The following is a 19,374-nucleotide window of genomic DNA, read 5'->3' as shown; positions in this document are numbered from 1 at the left end:
ATTCTGTCAAAACTCGGAGCGCGCAATGGCGGATAAGATCAGCTTAGTCCTTGATACTACGGTAAAAGGGTTAGAGGACATTGTTTCTACTACTTCGGCGGCTGAACGTTTAACGGCGGCAATTTCTAAGCAGCGCAGCGAGGTGATCTCTCTTAATTCTCAATTGAAAAAGGTTGAGGGTTATCAGTCCGCTATTAAGCGTATGGAAAAGCTGAGGGAGCAATCTAAACAAGCTGAGCTTAGTGTTTCGGAGCTTGGTAAGCAGCTTGAAGAAAATAAGGCTCAGGCGACTGGCCTGCGTGTCGCTTACAGCCAAACGCAAGCAGAGATCAAAGGGCTTAATAGCCAACTTAAAAAAGCGTCAGGTGATGGAGCTGAGCGCTTAAAGGTTCAATTACACCAAGCGCAAAACCGCTTGGAGTCGTTAAACCTTGAGATGCACCAAGGTAAGGTTCGCACTTCGGATCTGAATTCGGCCTATAAAAAAGCGACGCAGCGCGTTGCTGAGCTGACGGATAAGCAAACGAAGCAGCGCGATAAATTGCGCGGCCTTGGGGCAGCACTGAAAGAGTCGGGTATTAATACTCGGCGCTTGGGTGATGAGCAGCAGCGCTTAGAGCAGAAAGCAGAAAAAGCAACCGCCGCTATTGCGAAGCAAAATGCACGCATGAAAGAGATGCAGGCTATTCAGTCGCGCATTGATGGACGCAGTGCGAAGTTAGGGGAGATAGGCAGTCAGGCGACATCACTAGCGATCGCCGCTGCGCCAGTTGCCGCGACGGTTTGGAGTGCAGTTAAAAACGAATCTTCTTTTGCTGATGTGAAGAAGGTCGTGAATATGTCGCCTGAAGAGGCGGCGCAAATGCGGCAGTGGTCGTTGAAAACTCAAGCTTCTAAAGAAGGCGGCGGGTTAAACGCGAATGACCTGAATGCGATGCTTGCTGCTGGTGGCCGTTCTGGCATCAAAGACCCTAATGATTTAAAGCAGTTTGTTTTGGATTCAGCGGTAATGGGTGTGGCTTTTGATATGGAAGCGGCGCAAGCGGGTAAGACGCTGTCTGATTTTAAGGCCGCTTTAAACTTAGATCAAAAAGGTGCGATGAATTTAGCGGGTATGGTGAATTACATATCTAATGATTCAAACATGGACCCTAAGCAGCTTGCTAACGTGATGGCGCGCGAGGGGGCGACCGCGAAACTGGCAGGTTTCACCAATAATGACACTGCAGCGTTGGCTACCACCATGATTGCAACGGGCATGGGAGACGAACGAGTTTCAACGGCGGTAAAGAATATCTCAGGTCGTTTAACAATGGGGGATGCGGCCTCAAGTACCCAGAAAAGAGCTCTTTCTTCCATTGGGTTCGATTCTGCTTCTTTGGCGGCGTCAATGCAAGATGATGCGGCGGGCAGTTTGCTTGACGTATTAGAAGCGATTAAGTCTGCACCTCTGGAGGAGCAAAGCGCGTTGATCTCCCAGATTTTTGGGGAAGAGGTAAAAGGCGCGGTGGCGGCTTTGGCGGGAAATACGAAAGAGTTTGTTCGCTTGCGTAAGTTGGCCAATGAGTCAGAAGAAGTCCACCTTAAATCACTGCAAGGTGAGTTTAATTCACGTATTGCGACGAGTGAAATAGGCATTCAGCTTTTCATTAATAAGCTGAATCGGTTGAGTGTGATCGTCGGTACTGCGCTGCTTCCTGCGTTGAACTGGGTTTTACAACCGCTCGGTAATGCCGTTGACATGGTGAGCAATTTCGCAGAAGCCAACCAAGGTTTAACGGCTGCGGTGGGTATTGGCGTTGCTGCGTTGATCACCCTTAAAGGTGTGATGCTTGCGGGCAAAGCCGCCTCGCTTATTTTTGGCAACACGCTCGATAAGAGTCGCTTGTTTCGTAAAGGTCTAAACCGTGAAACGAATGAGAGCGGTCGCGCTGCGCAGTTTGCTGCTAAGCAGTTTAGCCGGCTAAATCGCACTTTGATGGAGTCGGGGGGGAGTGGCCGTACTGGCCGTGGCGGTCGCGGTGGATCGGCAGGTCGCCGTTCGCGCCCTAGTTCTCGTGTTCGCTCTCGTAATCCTTTGGCTCGTGCTTATAACTTTGCTTCAACGGCGTTCACTGCAAAACGCGGTGCGCTTCCGCTTGCTTTAGGTGGGGGGGCTTTGGCGATGACTCCGGCAATGGCCATGGCGCAAGATGCGCTTGATATTGGTGGTGATGTTGCTGAGGGCTTAGGGAAAGGCGGACTGAATAAATTGATTAGGCCGCTTTCAATGGCGATCTCTACGGCGAATATCGCTACCGCTTTAGTGGATGGTGACACTAAAGGAGCGATCACCGAGGGAGGTGGTTTACTTGGTGGTTTGGGTGGCGCGAGTTTGGGTGCGGCGATTGGTACCGCCATTTTGCCCGGTGTTGGCACTGTTATCGGCGGTTTAGCCGGTTCGTTTTTGGGTGACTATGGTGGCGAGCTGTTAGGTGGTTGGTTTGGCGATAAGCTGACGAATCCGCCAGATAAGCTAATGGCTTCTAGTGACGTTCAATCGAAGATTGAGGAAAAGGAACGACAAGAGTCGGTGGCACGCTCGCTTCCTCCTATCCAAATATCAACGCCCATTTATGCCGCGCCGGGCATGGATGAACAAAAGCTCGCTTCTCTGGCTCGACAAGAAGTAGCGAATGCGCTTCAGCAGCAGTTCGGCAGTATGTCTGGGCTTTCTATTGATGATTCTTTGTCTATTTCTGCGATTGACCGGAGTTAGTTATGCACCACATCGTGATCGGTGAGTTTGTCTTTGCGGTAGGGGATAAAACCCCCATCAGCAAAATGGAGCGGGTAAGCAATGGAGCTTATTCGGAAGTGTCGGTGATGGATGGCAGTAAGTCGGAATTTACGGGGAAACCCTTCGATTCTATCGATATTACGGCTAAGTGGACGCGGTATGGCGCGGCTAAAAGTGTGGACGCGCTGAGGGCTTTGATTCTTGCTCCGCAGCAAGTGAGTGATGGACAAGGTTTTAACCTAGGCAAGTGGACGATTAAGCAGATCAAAGAAGGCCGATCTGAACTTGTCCATGATGGCCGTGCGATGGTGACCGAGGTTTCTTTACAACTGATGGAGTTTCGTTAATGCGGGTACAAGCTAAGGCAGGGTATTTGGTGGCTGATTTGTTGTTTAAGCATGCGGGGCAAGATGGCGATCGGATTGAGGCGGAGTTTTACCGCCTGAATCCCCATGTTCGCGGTGATATTTTTCCACAGGATTGTTCTGTGATCATCCCTGAAGTGAATGTGAATAAACGTTCTATTGGTGTTACGCGGAGTTGGGACTGATGTTGAGAATCGAAGGTAAAAACGCTGAGCTCATGATGAGCTTATTGAAGAGTTGGCAGCTCACAGATGGTAATGGGGTGGAAGGAGACTACCTTTCCATGGCTATTTTTTCAGATGATATTGATGGCATTCCCCCAAAGGGTGAGAAATATCAAGTCTATTTAGGTGATGTATTTCGTGATGAATTCCAGATTTCTAAGCGATCAGCAAGTTTGCACCCACGTGAGATCCGCATTGTGCTGAGCGTGGCCCCCTTTAATATCAAAGATTCAACGGGTTATCGTGCCAAGAAGTCGTCAAGCTGGAATGATTCGACCTTGACGCAAGTCGTTTCTGACTGTGTTACCCCTCATGGGTTTTCGGTTTTCGTCCATCCTCGATTACAAAATATTAGAATCGAGCATGTCGATCGGACTGATGAGAGTGCATCTGCTTTTGTGTATCGCTTAGCCAAACAATACGATGCCGCCGCGAAGATTGTTGATGGTGTGTATGTGATAGCGCCGAAAGGTGAAGCTTCAAGCGCAAGTGGTAAAAAGATTGAGACTATTACGTTGTCACTTCCTGATATTACGCAGGAGAAGGGTTCGGCTGACTTTTTGAATGTTGAGGTAGAACTTGATGGGCGTGATGACTTCAACGGCGTTAAGTCTTTTTATTTAACGACGGATTCTGGTGAGCGATTGGAAGTTTTGGCGGGAAATGAGCCGTTCAAAGTGATCAGCAAGGACTGTAGTAGCCGAACTGACGCAGAGCAAGTTTGTTTAACCGAGCTGAGACGAATTCAACGAGAGGGGCGGAAACTGACGATCAGCGGGCCACCTAACCTGCGCGCTTTTGCTGAGGGGGTTGTGGTTCTGGATGATTCTTTTCCTAAAGCATTTCGCGGGGAATGCTCTATTGATTCGGTTAATTTTTCTGGGCGTGGCCGTCAGCCTAGCTCTATGACTCTTCAAGCAACGTTATTGGGGGCGTGATGGGGATTCGATTTAATGCAAATGTAAAAGTCACTTCGACGGTTAGGTGCAAGATTTCTGATGCTCAAATTAGAAAGCACATGCGTGACCCAAGAGTGAAACAGTTAAAAGATGAGCGTTATTCTCTATATCTCAGATTTACTAAAGACCGCAACAAAGGTTCATGGGTTTATATGGAATATCGAGGTGGAGTTCAGAAATCTCATACTTTAGGGCGTTATCCGAGTCTTTCGGCAGCACATGTATTTGATGTTTTGCATGTTTATGTTGCAGATTTAGCGACTGGAAAACGTTCTGTATTCAATGAATTCAAAACGGTCGATGAACTGCTATGTTGGTACCTGCAGGCGGAAACCACAGATAAATTTTTGGCACATAATCGATTAGTTTCTCTTAAATCTATGTGTGAGAAACATTTAATTCCGAATATGCACGGCGTCTTGATTTCAGAACTCGACCATCGCGTAATCGAAAAACGGTTAATGAAAGTGTTGAGGGGAGAGCTGTACTCACCAAGTTATTTGAGAACATTATTTCAGACGTTAAAAGCAGCCTTTAATAAGGCTAAAAAGTTGCGATTCTTGGGTGTAAATCCATTAGATGGGATGAAGTTTACTGATTTTGTTAAAGCTAAAATCGATGTGAAAGGCTGTGCACTTCGACCAGGAGATGCCACTGGATTGCTTGGATCTTTATGTTTAGCTGAACCATTTACGAGAGTGCTCGGTCTGATGATGCTCGCTCACGGCTCTCGTATTGGTGAGACGCGTCAAGCCAAGTGGAGACACATTTGTTTCAAGACGAAGCAGTGGACTATCCCCAAGCATTACACCAAAACTAAACGTGAAATGGTATATCCACTGACTACTGAAATTATAGTGATGCTGAGAGAATTTAAAGAGTGGCAATTAGTGAACAATTACAAAGGTAATAACGTTTTCCCATTGAACAAGCGTGACCAACAGCCTATCCATGCAAGTCGAGCAAGTGAGCTGATACGGAACGTGAGCAAAGGTGAATGGTCTGCGCATGATTTACGAAAACTCGCTAGAACTGTTTGGGCGGATATTGGTGTTGATTACCTCGTGGCTGAAACCCTACTGAATCACGCCAAAGGAAAGCTAGATCAGGCCTACATACACACTCACATTGAATTGCAGAAGTCAGCGGCTCTAAATACCTACCACTTATGGCTAAAAAAGTGCTGGCGAACCTGTCTTAGCCCTACATTTCAATAAATTTCATCCACCAAAATGATCAAAGAGATCAATTGCTAATCTATATTTAATTCTGAATATCAGGGGGTAAGCCTGAGATGACATTTTTATGCCAAAATGAGCCGATAAACGAGGCTCTTATAACTGCTGCGCGTATCGCACCACATCAAGTGGCATTGGTTAAACCAAGTAAAACTCAGTTGAAAGTTCTTAACTCGATCAAAACAGGGGAGAAAGTGACAACTGCACAAATTGCGCACCGTTGTGATTTGTCTGAGAGTTGGGCGAGTACGTTGTTAAAACGACTTTATGAAAAGCACTACCTCCAGAGAACCGGAGGTGTGCGTCAATGTGGGGGAGTAGAGTTTAGTTATTCGTTGTGACGCTTTTCATTCTTATGCTCTAATTCCAGCCGTTGCTTTTCTTCGGAAATCAGCAATAGTGAATTTTCCAAATTATGTTTCAATCCTTTGAATTCGTCATTGTCGTCAGGAATATTGTTTAGTTGCCATTCAGCACCTTTCTCCATTAATTCGTACAGTTTCTTGAGTGCTGACATTAACTCGTTGTGTTGTTGTTTCTTTAGAGCGTGCTCTTCTGTCAATCTGGCTACTTCAGATGTTAGGAATTCAGTCTTAAGTCCTTCATTTTGAGTTTTGACCTGTTTCTCTACCTGTTCTATTTCTTTAGATGCCAAATTAACTTTTGCAGAGGCAAGTTTGAATGCTTGGAAAGCAGTGGCTGCACCGAGGCATTTAGTTATTGATATAGCAATACAATCAACTGATTCGCAAATGATCTTTATAGTCGATGGATCTAACAAAAGGTCAAACCAGTGTGAACCTTTGCCCGTATCTAAAATCTTACAGTCTTCAGGTCGAAGGTCTTGAGAGATTGTGATACCACGAATGATTGAGTAAAGTTTATCTGCCCATTCTTTTAGTTCAACAACATTATCTATGTTGGCATCTTTTTTAAATATAAGACGCAATGTTGGAGTATTGAGACTACTCACCATAGTTTGGCTGTTGAAGATTTTTTCAGGCACTAAATAAGTAAGGGATGCACTTAATGCTGCTGACCTGTTGAGGACATCTAAAAGTGCTTTTTTCGTGTTAGCTAGCTGAGCAATTTGTTGTTGAAAGCTATAGATATTGCTGTCATATAGGTCAGTAACATATGAGACGGGGTCGTCATTAAAAACATTGTCAATTTGTACGTTTCTTAATATTTCTCGTTCACTTTCCGTAAAAGATTTTTTAGGGATTTCTTCAAAAACAGATAATAAATCTTCTTTTACACTCTCAACTATTTGATTCCGATTATTTGAATTCGCTTTCTGTTTTTTGTTGATAGCATCCTCAAGATTTTGAATTAAATTTTTATCTTTAATTGCATCTATCAGCCAGATGGAAAAGCCCCAAAGCTCATTAACATTCATCATTCATTACCCATAATTACCGAACGTATGTTTATTTAATCAGCTGCTTAGGTTCTTTTGCAACACTTTAATATTCAAACGAGGGCAACCCTCGGGAAATAAAAATTTTTCACCCCTCTAAGGCACCACCAACAACGCTTCTTGTTCGATTAAGAAACAGCGATTTACTTACTGCGTGATGAGTAACGCATTATGTATATCTTTATGGATAGATAAGTCTGCTGCAGAGTTTTGGTGGCTTGCCGTTTAGAATTCTTCATTTTAGTCAGTTAAAAATGCATGCTGATTATGAAGTTTTTTTAATGAATACATTGTGATTTTAAATCTATCCATTAGAATGCTGCTTGTTACATTGTGCGGTGCATCCGTATTTGTACCTGACATTGTACCAATTTACTTAATATTTCCATCATTAAGCTCTAACTATTTGATTTTAATGAAAAACAAACTTAGCAAGTGTTGCTTGGTATGCAACACCACTGTAAGGATTATACATGCCTATTATTACTCTTCCTGACGGCAGTCAACGTCATTTTGAACACCCAGTATCGACAATGGAAGTTGCAGCTTCTATCGGCCCTGGTCTTGCAAAAGCAACGATCGCAGGCCGTGTCGATGGTGTGCGCGTCGATGCGTGCGATCTTATCGAAAATGATGCTAGCCTTGAAATTATAACGACAAAAGATGAAGTTGATGGTTTAGAGATCGTACGCCACTCTTGTGCGCACTTACTTGGCCATGCATTAAAGCAACTTTATCCACAAGCCAAAATGGCGATTGGTCCGACGATCGACAGCGGCTTCTACTATGATATCGATCTTGAGCAATCACTCACGCAAGATGATTTAGAGCAAATCGAAAAGCGCATGAAAGAGCTTGCCAAGACAAAATATCAAGTTGTCAAAAAGAAAGTCAGTTGGCAGGAAGCCCGTGATGCTTTTGAAGCTCGCGGTGAAACATACAAGATGGAAATCTTGGATCAGAACGTGGCTCGTGATGACAGACCAGGTCTATACCATCATGAAGAATACATTGACATGTGTCGTGGTCCTCACGTACCTAACATGAGCTTCTGCCAACACTTTACCCTGCTTAGCATTGCTGGCGCGTACTGGCGTGGTAACAGTGATAACAAGATGCTACAGCGCATCTATGGTACGGCATTCCATGACAAGAAAGCACTTCAAGCCCATTTAACGCGTTTAGAAGAAGCGGCTAAACGTGACCATCGTAAAATTGGTAAGCAACTCGATCTATTCCATATGCAGCAAGAAGCTCCAGGGATGGTATTCTGGCACCATAACGGTTGGTCTATATTCCGTGATCTTGAAGTGTTCATTCGCCAAAAACTCAGTGAGTACGATTACCAAGAAGTAAAAGGTCCATTAATGATGGACAGAGTTCTATGGGAGCGTTCTGGTCACTGGGATAAATATGCGGATGCCATGTTCACGACGTCATCTGAAAATCGTGAATATGCAATTAAACCGATGAACTGCCCAGGCCACGTTCAAATATTTAATCAAGGTTTGAAATCATACCGTGATCTGCCATTGCGTATGGCTGAGTTTGGATCTTGCCACCGCAATGAACCATCAGGTTCATTACATGGTATTATGCGTGTTCGTGGCTTTACTCAAGATGACGCCCATATTTTCTGTACCGAAGATCAAATTCAACAAGAAGTGACATCTTGTATCAAGATGGTCTACGACACCTACACGACGTTCGGTTTTGATAACATCGTTGTTAAGCTGTCTACACGCCCAGAAAAACGTGTTGGTAGTGATGAAATTTGGGATAAATCGGAAGAAGCATTAAAGCTTTCACTGCAGGCAATGGATATCCCATTTGAAATTCAAGAAGGTGAAGGCGCATTCTACGGCCCTAAAATTGAATTTACTTTGCATGATTGCTTAGATCGTGCGTGGCAATGTGGTACAGTGCAGCTGGATTTCAATTTACCTGCTCGTCTAGGCGCGACATATGTTGGCGAAAGTAACGAGCGTCTTGTTCCGGTTATGATTCACCGTGCAATTTTGGGTTCACTTGAGCGCTTTATCGGTATCCTTATCGAAGAGTATGCAGGTTTCTTCCCTACGTGGTTAGCGCCGGAACAAGCGGTAATTATGAACATTACTGATAAACAGTCAGTTTACGCTCAGGAAGTAGCACAAAAACTACAAAAATGTGGAATTAGAGCCAAAGCAGACTTGAGAAATGAGAAGATTGGCTTTAAAATCCGCGAACACACTTTAAAGCGTGTACCGTATATGCTTGTTTGTGGTGACCAAGAGATGGAAGCCGGAGAGATCGCAGTACGTACCCGCAGGGGCAAGGACTTAGGTAAATTTAAATTGGATGACTTTATTGCGTATATCCAAGCCGAAGTTTCTAGCCGTAAGCTCAATCTGGAGGAATAAACTATTAAAGGCGGAAGACGTGGCCAACAGCCGGCCAAACCAAACCAGCACCGTTTAAACGGTGAAATTCGTGGCGTTCGTGAAGTTCGTTTAACTGGCGCAGATGGTGAATCCGTTGGTGTTGTATCAATCAACGAAGCATTAGAAGCTGCTGTAGAAGCTGGTATGGATCTTGTAGAGATCAGCCCTAACGCCGAGCCACCAGTTTGTCGTGTGATGGACTATGGCAAGTTCCTCTTTGAAAAGAGCAAGACTGCTAAAGAGCAGAAGAAGAAGCAAAAACAGATCCAGATTAAGGAAATTAAATTCCGTCCTGGGACTGATATTGGAGACTATCAGGTAAAACTACGCAACCTGACCCGTTTCCTAGAAGAAGGCAACAAAGTGAAAGTTACTATTCGCTTCCGTGGCCGTGAGATGGCGCACCAAGACATCGGTGTCGATGTTCTTCATCGTTTGAAAGAGGATACTGCTGAAATTGCAGTAGTTGAGTCTTTCCCGAGTCGAATTGAAGCACGCCAGATGATCATGATGCTTGCCCCTAAAAAGAAGTAATTAACGGCTTACAAGTAATGAGACCTCGCCGTTGAAAGACGGTGGGGTGTTATTCGCCCTAATTACATGTTATTTAAACTACTACAATGCGGAGTTATTCATCATGCCTAAGATGAAAACCAACAAAGGTGCAGCTAAGCGTTTTAAGAAAACTGCTGGCGGTATTAAATTTAAGCACGCTACAAAACGTCATATCCTGACTAAGCGTACTACTAAGAACAAGCGTCAACTACGCCCTAACTCAATCCTTCCAAAATGTGAAGTGGCTGGTGTTATGCGCATGTTGCCATACGCTTAATTCTTTTTAGTTTATTTATCGTTTAGTTTAGGAGAAGCATAATGCCTCGCGTAAAACGTGGTGTACAAGCTCGTGCACGTCATAAGAAAGTTCTAAAACAAGCTAAAGGTTACTACGGAGCACGTTCACGTGTTTACCGCGTAGCTTTCCAAGCTGTAACCAAAGCTGGTCAATACGCTTACCGTGACCGTCGCACTAAAAAGCGTCAGTTCCGTCAGCTATGGATTGCGCGTATTAACGCAGCATCTCGTCAAAATGGTCTATCTTACAGCCGTTTCATTAACGGTCTTAAGAAAGCATCTATTGAGATCGATCGTAAGATCCTTGCTGATATCGCGGTATTCGACAAAGCTGCATTTGCAGTGCTTGTTGAAAAAGCAAAAACTGCTCTTTAATTTAGCAGTGAAGGTTTAAAGAAAAGGAGGGCAAGTATGCTCTCCTTTTTTATTGCGCTTATTTATAAGCGCGACAATGGGCTTAATACACCGCTGGCGCCTCTATCCAGTACGTGAGTGTAAATCTGAGTGGTTTTTACATCACTATGCCCTAATTGTTCTTGTACTGTTCTAATGTCCGCTCCCGCTTCTAGCAAGTGTGTCGCAAAGCTATGCCTTAGTGTATGGCATGAAACTGACTTTTGTATCTCAGCATCATGAGCGGTTTTCCGAACTGCTCGCTGCAATGCCGACTCATTAATATGGTGCCTTCGTTTCAATCCACTATTCTCATCTAAGGTAAGTAAATTAGATGGAAACAAGTAGTGCCAATTAAACTCATAAGGAGCTGAAGGATATTTTTCTCGCAACGCATTGGGTAACCAGACTCCTCCATAACCTTTGGTTTGCATATCTTTATCATAGTAACGCTTAGCTAATGCTTGTTGCTCAGCTAGTTGTGGATAAAGCTCCTTAGCAAGTGTGACGGTGCGGTTTTTTCCTCCTTTTCCTTGCCATACCCGAACCGCACCATAATCTAAATCAATGTCCTGTATTCGGAGTCTGACACATTCCATCAGCCGCAGCCCTGATCCGTATAAGAGCATAATTTGCAATTGATATCGTGGCTCAATATGTTCTAAAAACCGCTTAATTTCAGTTCTTGTCATCACTACTGGTAATTTTTGAGCAAGTTGAGATTTCTTGAAATTCATGCTAATTGATAGCGGTTCTTTAATGATTTCACGGTACAGAAAATGGAGAGAGTTAAGCGCCAACGCTTGTGTTTTAGCGGCTACTTTCCCATTAACAGCTAAGTCAGTTAAAAACATCTCAACTTCTTTACTACCCATTCTCATTGGATGTGTTTTGTTATTGAAGTAGATGAATCGTGTTATCCAGTGCAAATATGCCTCTATAGTTTTCTTTGCATAGTGTCGCGCTTGCATATACTCTTTAATGCTTAAAATAAATTGTGATTTCATATTTTCCCAACAAAACTGCCTGTTTTTATATACAGTATTATTGTTTTTGGTTTAGTCAACAAACTAAGTTGCATAAAGTCGTCTAATGTGAAGTCTGACGCAGTTTTTATTCAACTAACCATCTGATAAAAAAGATTTATATGATAGATTTCTAATTATCAAAGTTCATGATAAGTGGCGGTAGCATGGTAAATTAGGTCGCATTTTGTTGTATAGATAGCGTTAGCTTAGTAAGAGGAAAATTATGACTTTGTTTAAAATGTCATTATTTGAAAACTCGGTTAGTTTTTTCCGAGAGTCATTAGAGCAAGCTATAAAAGCAGAATCCAATGATGAAAAATGGAAGTTCGCCATTCTTATTCAAATTCAAGCGATCGAAACAATTTTAAAAGAGCGGTTGAGTTTAGAACATGAAGTTCTCGTTTATACGGATATAGATAAATGCAGGAATACTGTAAACCTCAAGCAATCCATTGAACGTTTGAAGAAAATAGCAGGTGTTACCTTAGTCGATAGTGATCACAAGACAATAGAAACTGCTGCTGAGTTAAGGAACAAAATAGTTCATTTCGATTTTGAATACTCAGTAGAGCAAGTAAAGTCCCAATTTATCCGACTAGTCGGCTTTTACATTGAATTTGCTAAGAAGCAACTCGATGTTCATGTTATTGACTTGCTGAGTGATAATTTGAAAGGTGAGTTATTTAAGTTACGTGACTATGTTGAAGAATTAGCAATTCGAGCAAATGCACAAATAGAGGTGCAAAAAATACCTGCAAGCGACATATGGACTTGTCCACTATGTAAACACGATGCTTTTGTAGTATTTGATGGGCAGGACAAATGCTATGTATGCGGACATGCTGAAGAGCTTGTTGAGTGTGAACAGTGCGGGAAGTATGAATTCGAGCATGATATCCAAGAATATGACTTTGGAAACCTAAAAGGGTGGGAAAATATCAAGCTGTTTTGTTCTGAGTGCTGGGATAAGCTTGAAACAGAATATCACGAAGAATTTTGGGAACTAAGCTAACAAGCGGCTCAAGAGGGATTGCCAACGCTTGGCGACTTTAGTGCAAAGTTGAAGTTCAGTGTTTACAGTGTGTTTTTTGAGTTCGGCGGTGCGTTGTCAACCCCTTAGCCGGGCGTTATGCAACTCAGGTAAATTTAGGAGTTCAATTTTTTGGGATTTCTCTGGCCATTCGTTTTGTGTTGTCGGCAAATTAGCACTTTCACCCTCAGATTCGTGGTTAACTCAAGCCGTAAAACAGGTAAGTTTCTTTGTTTGCCTCAATGAGTTTTGGTGCTGGTTTGTTGTGAATTTAGCGGGCGCAAAGTGTGGAAAGGGCAAGTTAATCGATCATTTTGTACTTGCTGAATGAATGGCTTGTTGAGCTTTTCTGACTCAAAAGCTTGGGTTGTTGCTGAAAGCTGTACTTTGTTTTGGCGGCTTATTTATCACGGCTCAGGCTTGGGGTGATTCTTGGCTCACTTAACCAACATTTTGATTGTTTTCTTAATCAAATTTAGTGTAACTTTATGTTTATCTTATTGAATTTGCATAACAAAGCATTTAAGACGGATTCGCAACGCTTGGTGTTTTTAGTGTAAATTCAGTTTTTGTGTTTTAAGTGGTTTGCCGAGGCATTAGTGTTTAGCGTCGCTCACCACTTAATGCGGCGTTAGCCGACAAGCGAAAATTTCAAATTCAGAGGTAAATATGATTCCATTAAATTCATCTGTTGTTTCAGGGGTGGCAGTCTCGGAAATTGATGGTGAAATGAAGCTTCTACTTATGAAGCGAGTAAAAGGTGGCTTCTGGTGTCATGTTGCAGGTTCAATTGAACAAGGCGAAACAGGCCTTGACGCCATCACTCGAGAGTTCAGAGAAGAAACACAAATTGAGGCTTCCCCCCTATATAATGCTCAGTTTCTAGAACAATTCTACGAAGCCAGTGTTAATGTTATTCAGCTCATACCTGTTTTCGTAGTGATGTGCCCACCAGAGCAAGGGGTGGTTTTAAATGAAGAACATACAGAGTATAAGTGGTGCAGTTTAGAGGAAGCTCTTGGATTGGCTCCATTTCCAAACCAACACGAAGTGTATAAGCATGTTTGGTCGTATTTCGTAGAAAAGCCAGCTAATGCACTCTATCGTGTAGATGTCGGCTAACAAACGGCTCAAGAGGGATTGCCAACGCGTGGCGGCTTTAGTACAAAATTGAAGTTCGATGTTTACAGTGGTTTTTTGAGTTCGGTAGTGCGTTGTCAACCCCTTAGCCGGGCGTTAGGCAAGGTGAGTTTTTATCAGCTAAATCGAGTTGGAATTGAGCAGTAAATTCCATGTTTTGTGGCTTAACTTAAGCAATAAATAATCATCACATATTTGCTGTTTCTTGATCGCGTTGGGTTGTTTATCGCTGTGAATTCATCGGCAAAATAACCTTCAGCATCCAAACGTCCGCCGAGCATGCTACGCTCGTCACTTTTCTTCCAAATCGCTCAATTTGAGTTTTTTTGGTTTCTTTGCTGATTCAGCATTTTGGTTTATAAATGAATCGGTTAGTTAGTTTTAAGTTTGCAAAAAAGCCTGTTCTTTGTTTTTGAAAGTATCATTGTCAATCGGTTGGCCTAACAAACGGCTCAAGAGGGATTGTCAACGCGTGGCGGCTTTAGCGCAAAATTTAAGTTCAATGTTTACAGTGTGTTTTTTGAGTTCGGCGGTGCGTTGTCAACCCCTTAGCCGGGCGTTAGGCATAAGGAAATTATGGAACTCATTCAGCTAAATGAGAGTGAGCTAAAAATGTTGCGTGATGGTCAATCTGAGCTCAAGTATATGATTGACGGAATTCCACCAAATCATGTTTTAGAACGCTCTCTTAATCATTATCGTGATTCAATTTGTGAAGTTTGGTCTTTACCATACTTTATAAAGTCAAATGACCAGCTAATTGGTAGTTGTGGATTCAAGAACCCACCGTTCAACTGTCGAGTCGAAATCGGTTACAACGTAGCTTTTGGGGCTCAAGGCAAAGGTATTGCAACATTTGCAGTTAACAAACTTTGCCAAATTGCGTTTGAATCTGGTTTAGTCAAAGTTGTCTTTGCATTAATCTCTTCTAAAAATTCGGCGTCACTAAATGTTGTTCGCAAAAATGGATTTATTTATAAAAATATTGCTGTGGATAGTGATGGCGAATCATTAGAATGCTGGGAATTAAGCAATAATATCAATGCGTTGGAAAATGCCTAACAAACGCTTCAAGAGGGACTTCCAACGCGTGGCATTTTTATTATGCGTTGGTTTTTGTGTTTACGGTGTTATGCGGAAACTTGGTAGTAGCGTTGTCAGCCCCTTAAGCGGGCGTTAGGCAAAGTGAGTTTTTATCAGCTAAATCAAGTTGAAATTGAACGGTAAATTCCATGTTCTGATGGTTGAACTTAAGCAATAAACAATCATCACATATTTGCTGTTTCTTGATCGCGTTGAGTTGTTTATCGTTGTGAATTTAGCGGCAAAATAACCTTCGGCATCCAAACGTCCGCCGAGCATGCTACGCTCGTCACTTTTCTTCCAAATCGCTCAATTTGAGTTTTTTGTTTCTTTGCTGAGTTGGCATTTTGGTTTATAAATGAATCGGTTAGTTTGTTTCAAGTTTACAAAAAAGCTCGTTCTTTCGTTTTGAAAGTATCGTTCTCAATCGGTTGGCCTAACAAACGGCTCAAGAGGGATTGCCAACGCTTGGCGGTTTTAGTGCAAAATTGAAGTTCAGTGTTTAAGTGTGTTTTTTAAGTTCGGCGGTGCGTTGTCAACCCCTTAGCCGGGCGTTAGGCAAAGTGAGTTTTTATCAGCCAAATCGGGTTTGAATTGAACGGTAAATTCCATGTTCTCATGGCTGGACTTAAGCAATAAATCGTCATCACATATTTGTTGTTTCTTGATCGCGTTGGGTTGCTTATCGTTGTGAATTTAGCGGCAAAATAACCTTCAGCATCCAAACGTCCGCCGAGCATGCTACGTTCGTCACTTTTCTTCCAAATCGCTCAATTTTAGTTTTTTGGTTTCTTTGCTGAATTAGGGTTTTGGTTTATAAATGAATCGGTTAGTTTGTTTCAAGTTTACAAACAAGCTCGTTCTTTGGTTGTGAAAGTGTCGGTGTCAATCGGTTGGCCTAACAAACGGCTCAAGAGGGATTGCCAACGCGTGGCGGCTTTAGTGCAAAATTGAAATTCAGGGTTTACGGTGTGTTTTTTGAGTCTGGCGGTGCGTTGTCAACCCCTTAGCCGGGCGTTATGTGATTTATTAAGTAAGAGGTCAGAATTGAATAACGAAGTTTGGTTCCAATTAGTAAAACAATGGAAAGAGTCTGGGAGAGGGGTGTACGGACTTACTTTTCCATTTTTAGTTGGTGCGTTGGCAAGAATTCAAGATCGAGAGCCAACAAAAGAATTTATTACGGAGTTGTTTGCATCGATTATTGATAATCCGGTTGCTGGTTTTTATGGAGAAGTTAGATGGTGTGGGAACATTGATGAGCCTGTCATTTCAGTAAATCCGCTTGAGCGGCTAGCAACTGTTTCTATCAAAGATAGCTTCAAGCATGGTGAAGTAACCACTTTAGCGTTTACTACCGATCTTATGAACATGTTTCATCTGAACTGCGAGGATGCAAAAGAATGCTTAGGTAAGCTCATTGAGCTTACTAATGAGATAACCCAAAACTCAGTATTCTCAAAAAATGCAGGTTCGTTTACAGACTTCTCTGAAGATGACTTGTATTTTATTTCGGAAGTATTTGGAGTAAAAATCACATAACAAACTGTTTAAGAGTGATTCGCAACGCGTGGCATTTTTACTATGCGTTGCGTTTAGTGTTTAAGGTGTTATGCGGCGGCTTCGGTATTGCGTTGCTCACACCTTAACAGGGCGTTATGAGTAATTTAAGGATAGTGACAGACAGATGGAACGGAAAAGGCGAGTTGAGTGGTTAAAGATTCGAAAAAAAGGCTTTTCAGGCACTTTTTAGGATATGGCTTAGGGTTTTGTATTCCAGTCATTTTCGGTAGTGCATTTGTTCGAAACGATTTTTATCTAGATTTATCTCCAATTGTGTCGTACCGAGTTTATTTAATGACGTTATTTGGAGCTGTGTTTTTTGCTGGTTGGGACTGGTTTTTCAAAAGTAGAGAGTACAAAAAATACAAAGAAAATCTATCGCGGAAAAATTACTCATAACAAACGGCTCAAGAGGGATTGCCAACGCGTGGCGGCTTTAGTACAAAATTGAAGTTCAGCCGTTTACAGTGTGTTTTTTAAGTTCGGTGGTGCGTTGTCAACCCCTTAGCCGGGCGTTATGCAACTCTGGTAAATTTAGGGATTCAATCTTTTAGATTTCTCCGGCCATTCGTTTTGTGTTATCGGCAAATGAGCATTTTTATCCTAAATTTCTTGGTTCACTCAAGCCGTAAAACAGGTAAGGTTCTTTGTTTGCCTCAATCAGTTTTGGCGCTGGTTTGTTGCCAATTTAGCGCGCGCAAAGTGTGGAAAGGGCACGTTAATCGAGCATTTTGCTTTTGCTGAAGTTTTCGCTCGTTGAGTTTGTCTGATTCAAAAGCTTGGTTTGTCGCTGAAAGGTGGACTTTGTTTTGGCGGCTTATTTATCACAGTTCTTGCTTGGGTTGGTTCTTGAATCACTCAATCATTGCAATCGTGGTTTTTGATCGAGTAAAGTCAGTTTATCTTATTGAATTTGCATAACAAACGGCTCAAGAGGGATTGCCAACGCTTGGCGGTTTTGGTGCAAAATTGAAGTTCAGTGTTTGCAGTGTGTTTTTTAAGTTCGGCGGTGCGTTGTCAACCCCTTAGCCGGGCGTTATAAAGCTTAATCACCATCGTCGATAAGGAGAAACAATATGAGTAGAACATACCCACCAGAGTGGGATAGATTTTGCGAGCTGAATGCTCAGTACCCTAATTTTACACTTTTCAATATGGACCCAAATACGGTTATCGCTGATGTTAATAGATTTTCTGCGCGGTATCGAATGATTAAAGATCTGGACAAGGTTAAGGTTTCAGGTGCGACGGATATAACAGAAGATGGTTACACAGCATTACTAAGGATACTTTTTGTTTGGGGAGCTGCAGAGACTGTATTCAAACTCTCAGGCGTAGATATCAATACACAGCGCAACCACTTTGTTACAGCTTATGACACAGCAAAAATGTCTACCCTAGACCAAGAATTGAAAAACTTACGACCAGAAATTGATGACTTTTTTATTGTGATACGGGATAAGTCTAGACCTGCACATGTGACGGAAATAAATAAATTTCTATCAAATCAGCAATATGACCCGAGCTTCTTACTTTCAGGAATTAGGCATATCTTTAGCCATGGTACCTTATCACCTAACACTGGAACGAAAAATCCCCGTATTACAATTAAGATATCAAATTTACTGGCTGATTTTTTTACCGATTTAATTGAAGAACAGTTTAAGAATATTGTAAGAAACCACCCTAATTACTAGAGCTTTATAACAAAGCGTTTAAGACGGATTCCCAACGCATGGCGTTTTCGGCTTACTTTAATTTAAGTGTTTATGTCACAATGCTTTAGGTAGGGTGGTATGCGTTGCTCACCACTTAACGCGGCGTTAGGCAAAGTGAGTTTTTATCAGCTAAATCGAGTTGAAATTGAACGGTAAATTCCATGTTCTCATGGCTGAACTTAAGCAATAAATAATCATCACATATTTGTTGTTTCTTGATCGCGTTGGGTTACTTTTCGCTGTGAATTCATCGGCAAAATAACCTTCAGCATTCAAACGTCCGCCGAGCATGCTACGTTCGTCACTTTTCTTCCAAACCGCTCAATTTGAGTTTTTTGTTTCTTTGCAAAGTTAGAGTTTTAGTTTATAAATTAATGGTTTAGTTTGTTTGAGTTTTACAAAAAGACTTGTTCTTGGGTTGTGAAAGTGTCGGTGTCAATTGATTGGCCTAACAAACGGCTCAAGAGGGATTGCCAACGCGTGGCGGTTTTGGTGCAAAATTGAAGTTCAGTGTTTAAGTGTGTTTTTTGAGTTCGGCTATGCGTTGTCAACCCCTTAGCCGGGCGTTATATTTTTTTAAGTTCAGCAACCAAAAGGATTCATGATGAACGTGGATAAAGCGAAAAAACGCATATTGAAACGAGTACAAAGAGGTTTCAAAGGTTATCCGCAAATATCATTAGAGTATTTCGGTAAAACGACGGACTTCGCGACCGAAGTCGTTATCACCTTTTTACCTGAAGAGAATGCCGATCCCCAAATACAACGTTTTACAAGTGACAAAGATGCCCGCGAAGACGAAGCGATTCAATCTGTATTGTTAAAAATCATTGAGCGTGCGGAAGCTGCTACAGTTTTGGAAAAGCAAGAAATATCAGTTTGTTAATGGTTTTTCGGCAATCCTAAACAGTCGGTCACGTTAGCGTAGAGAATGAAAATATAACAAACGGCTCAAGAGGGATTGCCAACGCGTGGCGACTTTAGTACAAAATTGAAGTTCAGTGTTTACAGTGTTTTTTTTAAGTTCGGTGGTGCGTTGTCAACCCCTTAGCCGGGCGTTAGCTGAGGTTAAGAAAAATCATAAAATTCCGTGTTCATTTTTTCTTAGTCTGAGGCTCTAGCTTTACACCTGAAAGTCAGCACTTCTCCGCGTATCTCG

At 42.3% G+C, this 19,374-nt stretch carries 19 protein-coding genes; 16 read left to right on the top strand and 3 right to left on the bottom strand.

The window, feature by feature from the left end; translation table 11 throughout:
• Positions 1 to 25 precede the first annotated feature (25 nt).
• The 6 genes from AACV12_RS15550 (at position 26) to AACV12_RS15525 (ending at position 5,906) form a co-directional block, all read left to right on the top strand.
• On the top strand, positions 26 to 2,758 hold the full coding sequence (locus AACV12_RS15550) for a phage tail tape measure protein (RefSeq protein WP_170900753.1): 2,733 nt from the start codon (positions 26 to 28) through the stop codon (positions 2,756 to 2,758).
• Between the two features lie 2 nt (positions 2,759 to 2,760).
• Positions 2,761 to 3,126, top strand: coding sequence for a phage tail protein (locus tag AACV12_RS15545; protein ID WP_170900751.1), 366 nt, complete (start codon positions 2,761 to 2,763; stop codon positions 3,124 to 3,126).
• Positions 3,126 to 3,329, top strand: coding sequence for a hypothetical protein (locus tag AACV12_RS15540; RefSeq protein WP_170900749.1), 204 nt, complete (start codon positions 3,126 to 3,128; stop codon positions 3,327 to 3,329). The genes AACV12_RS15545 and AACV12_RS15540 overlap by 1 nt, the downstream gene beginning before the upstream one ends.
• Complete coding sequence (locus tag AACV12_RS15535; protein WP_170900747.1) at positions 3,329 to 4,306, top strand: hypothetical protein; 978 nt, start codon at positions 3,329 to 3,331, stop codon at positions 4,304 to 4,306. Before AACV12_RS15540 ends, AACV12_RS15535 begins: the two co-directional genes overlap by 1 nt.
• Positions 4,306 to 5,544, top strand: coding sequence for a tyrosine-type recombinase/integrase (locus AACV12_RS15530; protein ID WP_170900746.1), 1,239 nt, complete (start codon positions 4,306 to 4,308; stop codon positions 5,542 to 5,544). Before AACV12_RS15535 ends, AACV12_RS15530 begins: the two co-directional genes overlap by 1 nt.
• A 77-nt stretch (positions 5,545 to 5,621) precedes the next feature.
• Positions 5,622 to 5,906, top strand: coding sequence for a MarR family transcriptional regulator (locus AACV12_RS15525; RefSeq protein ID WP_249371358.1), 285 nt, complete (start codon positions 5,622 to 5,624; stop codon positions 5,904 to 5,906).
• Here the strand turns inward: AACV12_RS15525 and AACV12_RS15520 are convergent.
• On the bottom strand, positions 5,894 to 6,967 hold the full coding sequence (locus AACV12_RS15520; protein ID WP_170900743.1) for a hypothetical protein: 1,074 nt from the start codon (positions 6,965 to 6,967) through the stop codon (positions 5,894 to 5,896). The genes AACV12_RS15525 and AACV12_RS15520 overlap by 13 nt on opposite strands.
• 491 nt (positions 6,968 to 7,458) lie before the next feature.
• Here AACV12_RS15520 and thrS point away from each other — a divergent pair, with 491 nt between their 5' ends.
• From thrS to rplT, 4 genes are all read left to right on the top strand, one after another.
• Positions 7,459 to 9,387: a threonine--tRNA ligase gene (gene thrS / locus AACV12_RS15515; protein ID WP_010319593.1), complete on the top strand. Its 1,929-nt coding sequence runs from the start codon at positions 7,459 to 7,461 to the stop codon at positions 9,385 to 9,387.
• Positions 9,388 to 9,390: 3 nt separating this feature from the next.
• Positions 9,391 to 9,942: a translation initiation factor IF-3 gene (infC, locus tag AACV12_RS15510; protein ID WP_080569453.1), complete on the top strand. Its 552-nt coding sequence runs from the start codon at positions 9,391 to 9,393 to the stop codon at positions 9,940 to 9,942.
• A 103-nt stretch (positions 9,943 to 10,045) separates the two neighbouring features.
• Positions 10,046 to 10,240, top strand: coding sequence for a 50S ribosomal protein L35 (gene rpmI, locus AACV12_RS15505; protein ID WP_010319591.1), 195 nt, complete (start codon positions 10,046 to 10,048; stop codon positions 10,238 to 10,240).
• A gap of 41 nt (positions 10,241 to 10,281) precedes the next feature.
• Positions 10,282 to 10,635 (top strand): 50S ribosomal protein L20, encoded by a 354-nt coding sequence (gene rplT, locus AACV12_RS15500; RefSeq protein WP_010319590.1) that lies wholly within the window; start codon positions 10,282 to 10,284, stop codon positions 10,633 to 10,635.
• 62 nt (positions 10,636 to 10,697) lie between these two features.
• On the opposite strand, the gene AACV12_RS15495 is transcribed toward rplT, so the two are convergent.
• A complete protein-coding gene (locus AACV12_RS15495; RefSeq protein WP_017043784.1) occupies positions 10,698 to 11,660 on the bottom strand; it encodes an integron integrase in 963 nt (320 codons plus the stop codon).
• Between the two features lie 244 nt (positions 11,661 to 11,904).
• Between AACV12_RS15495 and AACV12_RS15490 the strand changes: the two genes are divergently transcribed.
• The 3 genes from AACV12_RS15490 to AACV12_RS15480 all read left to right on the top strand — a co-directional run bounded on the left by AACV12_RS15490 (position 11,905) and on the right by AACV12_RS15480 (position 14,913).
• Positions 11,905 to 12,693, top strand: a complete 789-nt coding sequence (locus AACV12_RS15490; protein ID WP_170900741.1) for a hypothetical protein — start codon at positions 11,905 to 11,907, stop codon at positions 12,691 to 12,693.
• Between the two features lie 687 nt (positions 12,694 to 13,380).
• On the top strand, positions 13,381 to 13,833 hold the full coding sequence (locus tag AACV12_RS15485) for an NUDIX hydrolase (protein WP_170900739.1): 453 nt from the start codon (positions 13,381 to 13,383) through the stop codon (positions 13,831 to 13,833).
• Positions 13,834 to 14,427: 594 nt separating this feature from the next.
• Complete coding sequence (locus AACV12_RS15480) at positions 14,428 to 14,913, top strand: GNAT family N-acetyltransferase (protein ID WP_094127107.1); 486 nt, start codon at positions 14,428 to 14,430, stop codon at positions 14,911 to 14,913.
• Between the two features lie 575 nt (positions 14,914 to 15,488).
• Here AACV12_RS15480 and AACV12_RS15475 read toward each other — a convergent pair.
• On the bottom strand, positions 15,489 to 15,674 hold the full coding sequence (locus AACV12_RS15475; RefSeq protein ID WP_115340152.1) for a hypothetical protein: 186 nt from the start codon (positions 15,672 to 15,674) through the stop codon (positions 15,489 to 15,491).
• Positions 15,675 to 15,981: 307 nt separating this feature from the next.
• Between AACV12_RS15475 and AACV12_RS15470 the strand changes: the two genes are divergently transcribed.
• From AACV12_RS15470 to AACV12_RS15460, 3 genes are all read left to right on the top strand, one after another.
• A complete protein-coding gene (locus AACV12_RS15470; RefSeq protein ID WP_170900735.1) occupies positions 15,982 to 16,476 on the top strand; it encodes a hypothetical protein in 495 nt (164 codons plus the stop codon).
• A 1,097-nt stretch (positions 16,477 to 17,573) separates the two neighbouring features.
• Positions 17,574 to 18,194 (top strand): hypothetical protein, encoded by a 621-nt coding sequence (locus tag AACV12_RS15465; RefSeq protein ID WP_170900733.1) that lies wholly within the window; start codon positions 17,574 to 17,576, stop codon positions 18,192 to 18,194.
• Between the two features lie 625 nt (positions 18,195 to 18,819).
• Positions 18,820 to 19,101, top strand: a complete 282-nt coding sequence (locus AACV12_RS15460; protein WP_212754909.1) for a hypothetical protein — start codon at positions 18,820 to 18,822, stop codon at positions 19,099 to 19,101.
• Positions 19,102 to 19,374 lie beyond the last annotated feature (273 nt).

Source organism: Vibrio sp. 2-2(8), assembly GCF_963888495.1.
Lineage (GTDB): Bacteria > Pseudomonadota > Gammaproteobacteria > Enterobacterales > Vibrionaceae > Vibrio > Vibrio anguillarum.
This window is presented reverse-complemented; position numbering and strand designations above follow the sequence as displayed.

What these genes read in the sequence shown, in the direction of transcription:
- rpmI (WP_010319591.1), top strand. Translation starts at nt 10,046, where the DNA reads ATGCCTAAGATGAAAACCAACAAAGGTGCAGCTAAGCGTTTTAAGAAA.
- AACV12_RS15535 (WP_170900747.1), top strand. Translation starts at nt 3,329, where the DNA reads ATGTTGAGAATCGAAGGTAAAAACGCTGAGCTCATGATGAGCTTATTG.
- AACV12_RS15525 (WP_249371358.1), top strand. Translation starts at nt 5,622, where the DNA reads ATGACATTTTTATGCCAAAATGAGCCGATAAACGAGGCTCTTATAACT.
- thrS (WP_010319593.1), top strand. Translation starts at nt 7,459, where the DNA reads ATGCCTATTATTACTCTTCCTGACGGCAGTCAACGTCATTTTGAACAC.
- AACV12_RS15485 (WP_170900739.1), top strand. Translation starts at nt 13,381, where the DNA reads ATGATTCCATTAAATTCATCTGTTGTTTCAGGGGTGGCAGTCTCGGAA.
- AACV12_RS15475 (WP_115340152.1), bottom strand. Translation starts at nt 15,674, where the DNA reads ATGCTCGGCGGACGTTTGGATGCTGAAGGTTATTTTGCCGCTAAATTC.
- rplT (WP_010319590.1), top strand. Translation starts at nt 10,282, where the DNA reads ATGCCTCGCGTAAAACGTGGTGTACAAGCTCGTGCACGTCATAAGAAA.
- AACV12_RS15530 (WP_170900746.1), top strand. Translation starts at nt 4,306, where the DNA reads ATGGGGATTCGATTTAATGCAAATGTAAAAGTCACTTCGACGGTTAGG.
- AACV12_RS15540 (WP_170900749.1), top strand. Translation starts at nt 3,126, where the DNA reads ATGCGGGTACAAGCTAAGGCAGGGTATTTGGTGGCTGATTTGTTGTTT.
- AACV12_RS15550 (WP_170900753.1), top strand. Translation starts at nt 26, where the DNA reads ATGGCGGATAAGATCAGCTTAGTCCTTGATACTACGGTAAAAGGGTTA.
- AACV12_RS15545 (WP_170900751.1), top strand. Translation starts at nt 2,761, where the DNA reads ATGCACCACATCGTGATCGGTGAGTTTGTCTTTGCGGTAGGGGATAAA.
- AACV12_RS15490 (WP_170900741.1), top strand. Translation starts at nt 11,905, where the DNA reads ATGACTTTGTTTAAAATGTCATTATTTGAAAACTCGGTTAGTTTTTTC.
- AACV12_RS15460 (WP_212754909.1), top strand. Translation starts at nt 18,820, where the DNA reads ATGAACGTGGATAAAGCGAAAAAACGCATATTGAAACGAGTACAAAGA.
- AACV12_RS15495 (WP_017043784.1), bottom strand. Translation starts at nt 11,660, where the DNA reads ATGAAATCACAATTTATTTTAAGCATTAAAGAGTATATGCAAGCGCGA.
- AACV12_RS15520 (WP_170900743.1), bottom strand. Translation starts at nt 6,967, where the DNA reads ATGATGAATGTTAATGAGCTTTGGGGCTTTTCCATCTGGCTGATAGAT.
- AACV12_RS15465 (WP_170900733.1), top strand. Translation starts at nt 17,574, where the DNA reads ATGAGTAGAACATACCCACCAGAGTGGGATAGATTTTGCGAGCTGAAT.
- AACV12_RS15480 (WP_094127107.1), top strand. Translation starts at nt 14,428, where the DNA reads ATGGAACTCATTCAGCTAAATGAGAGTGAGCTAAAAATGTTGCGTGAT.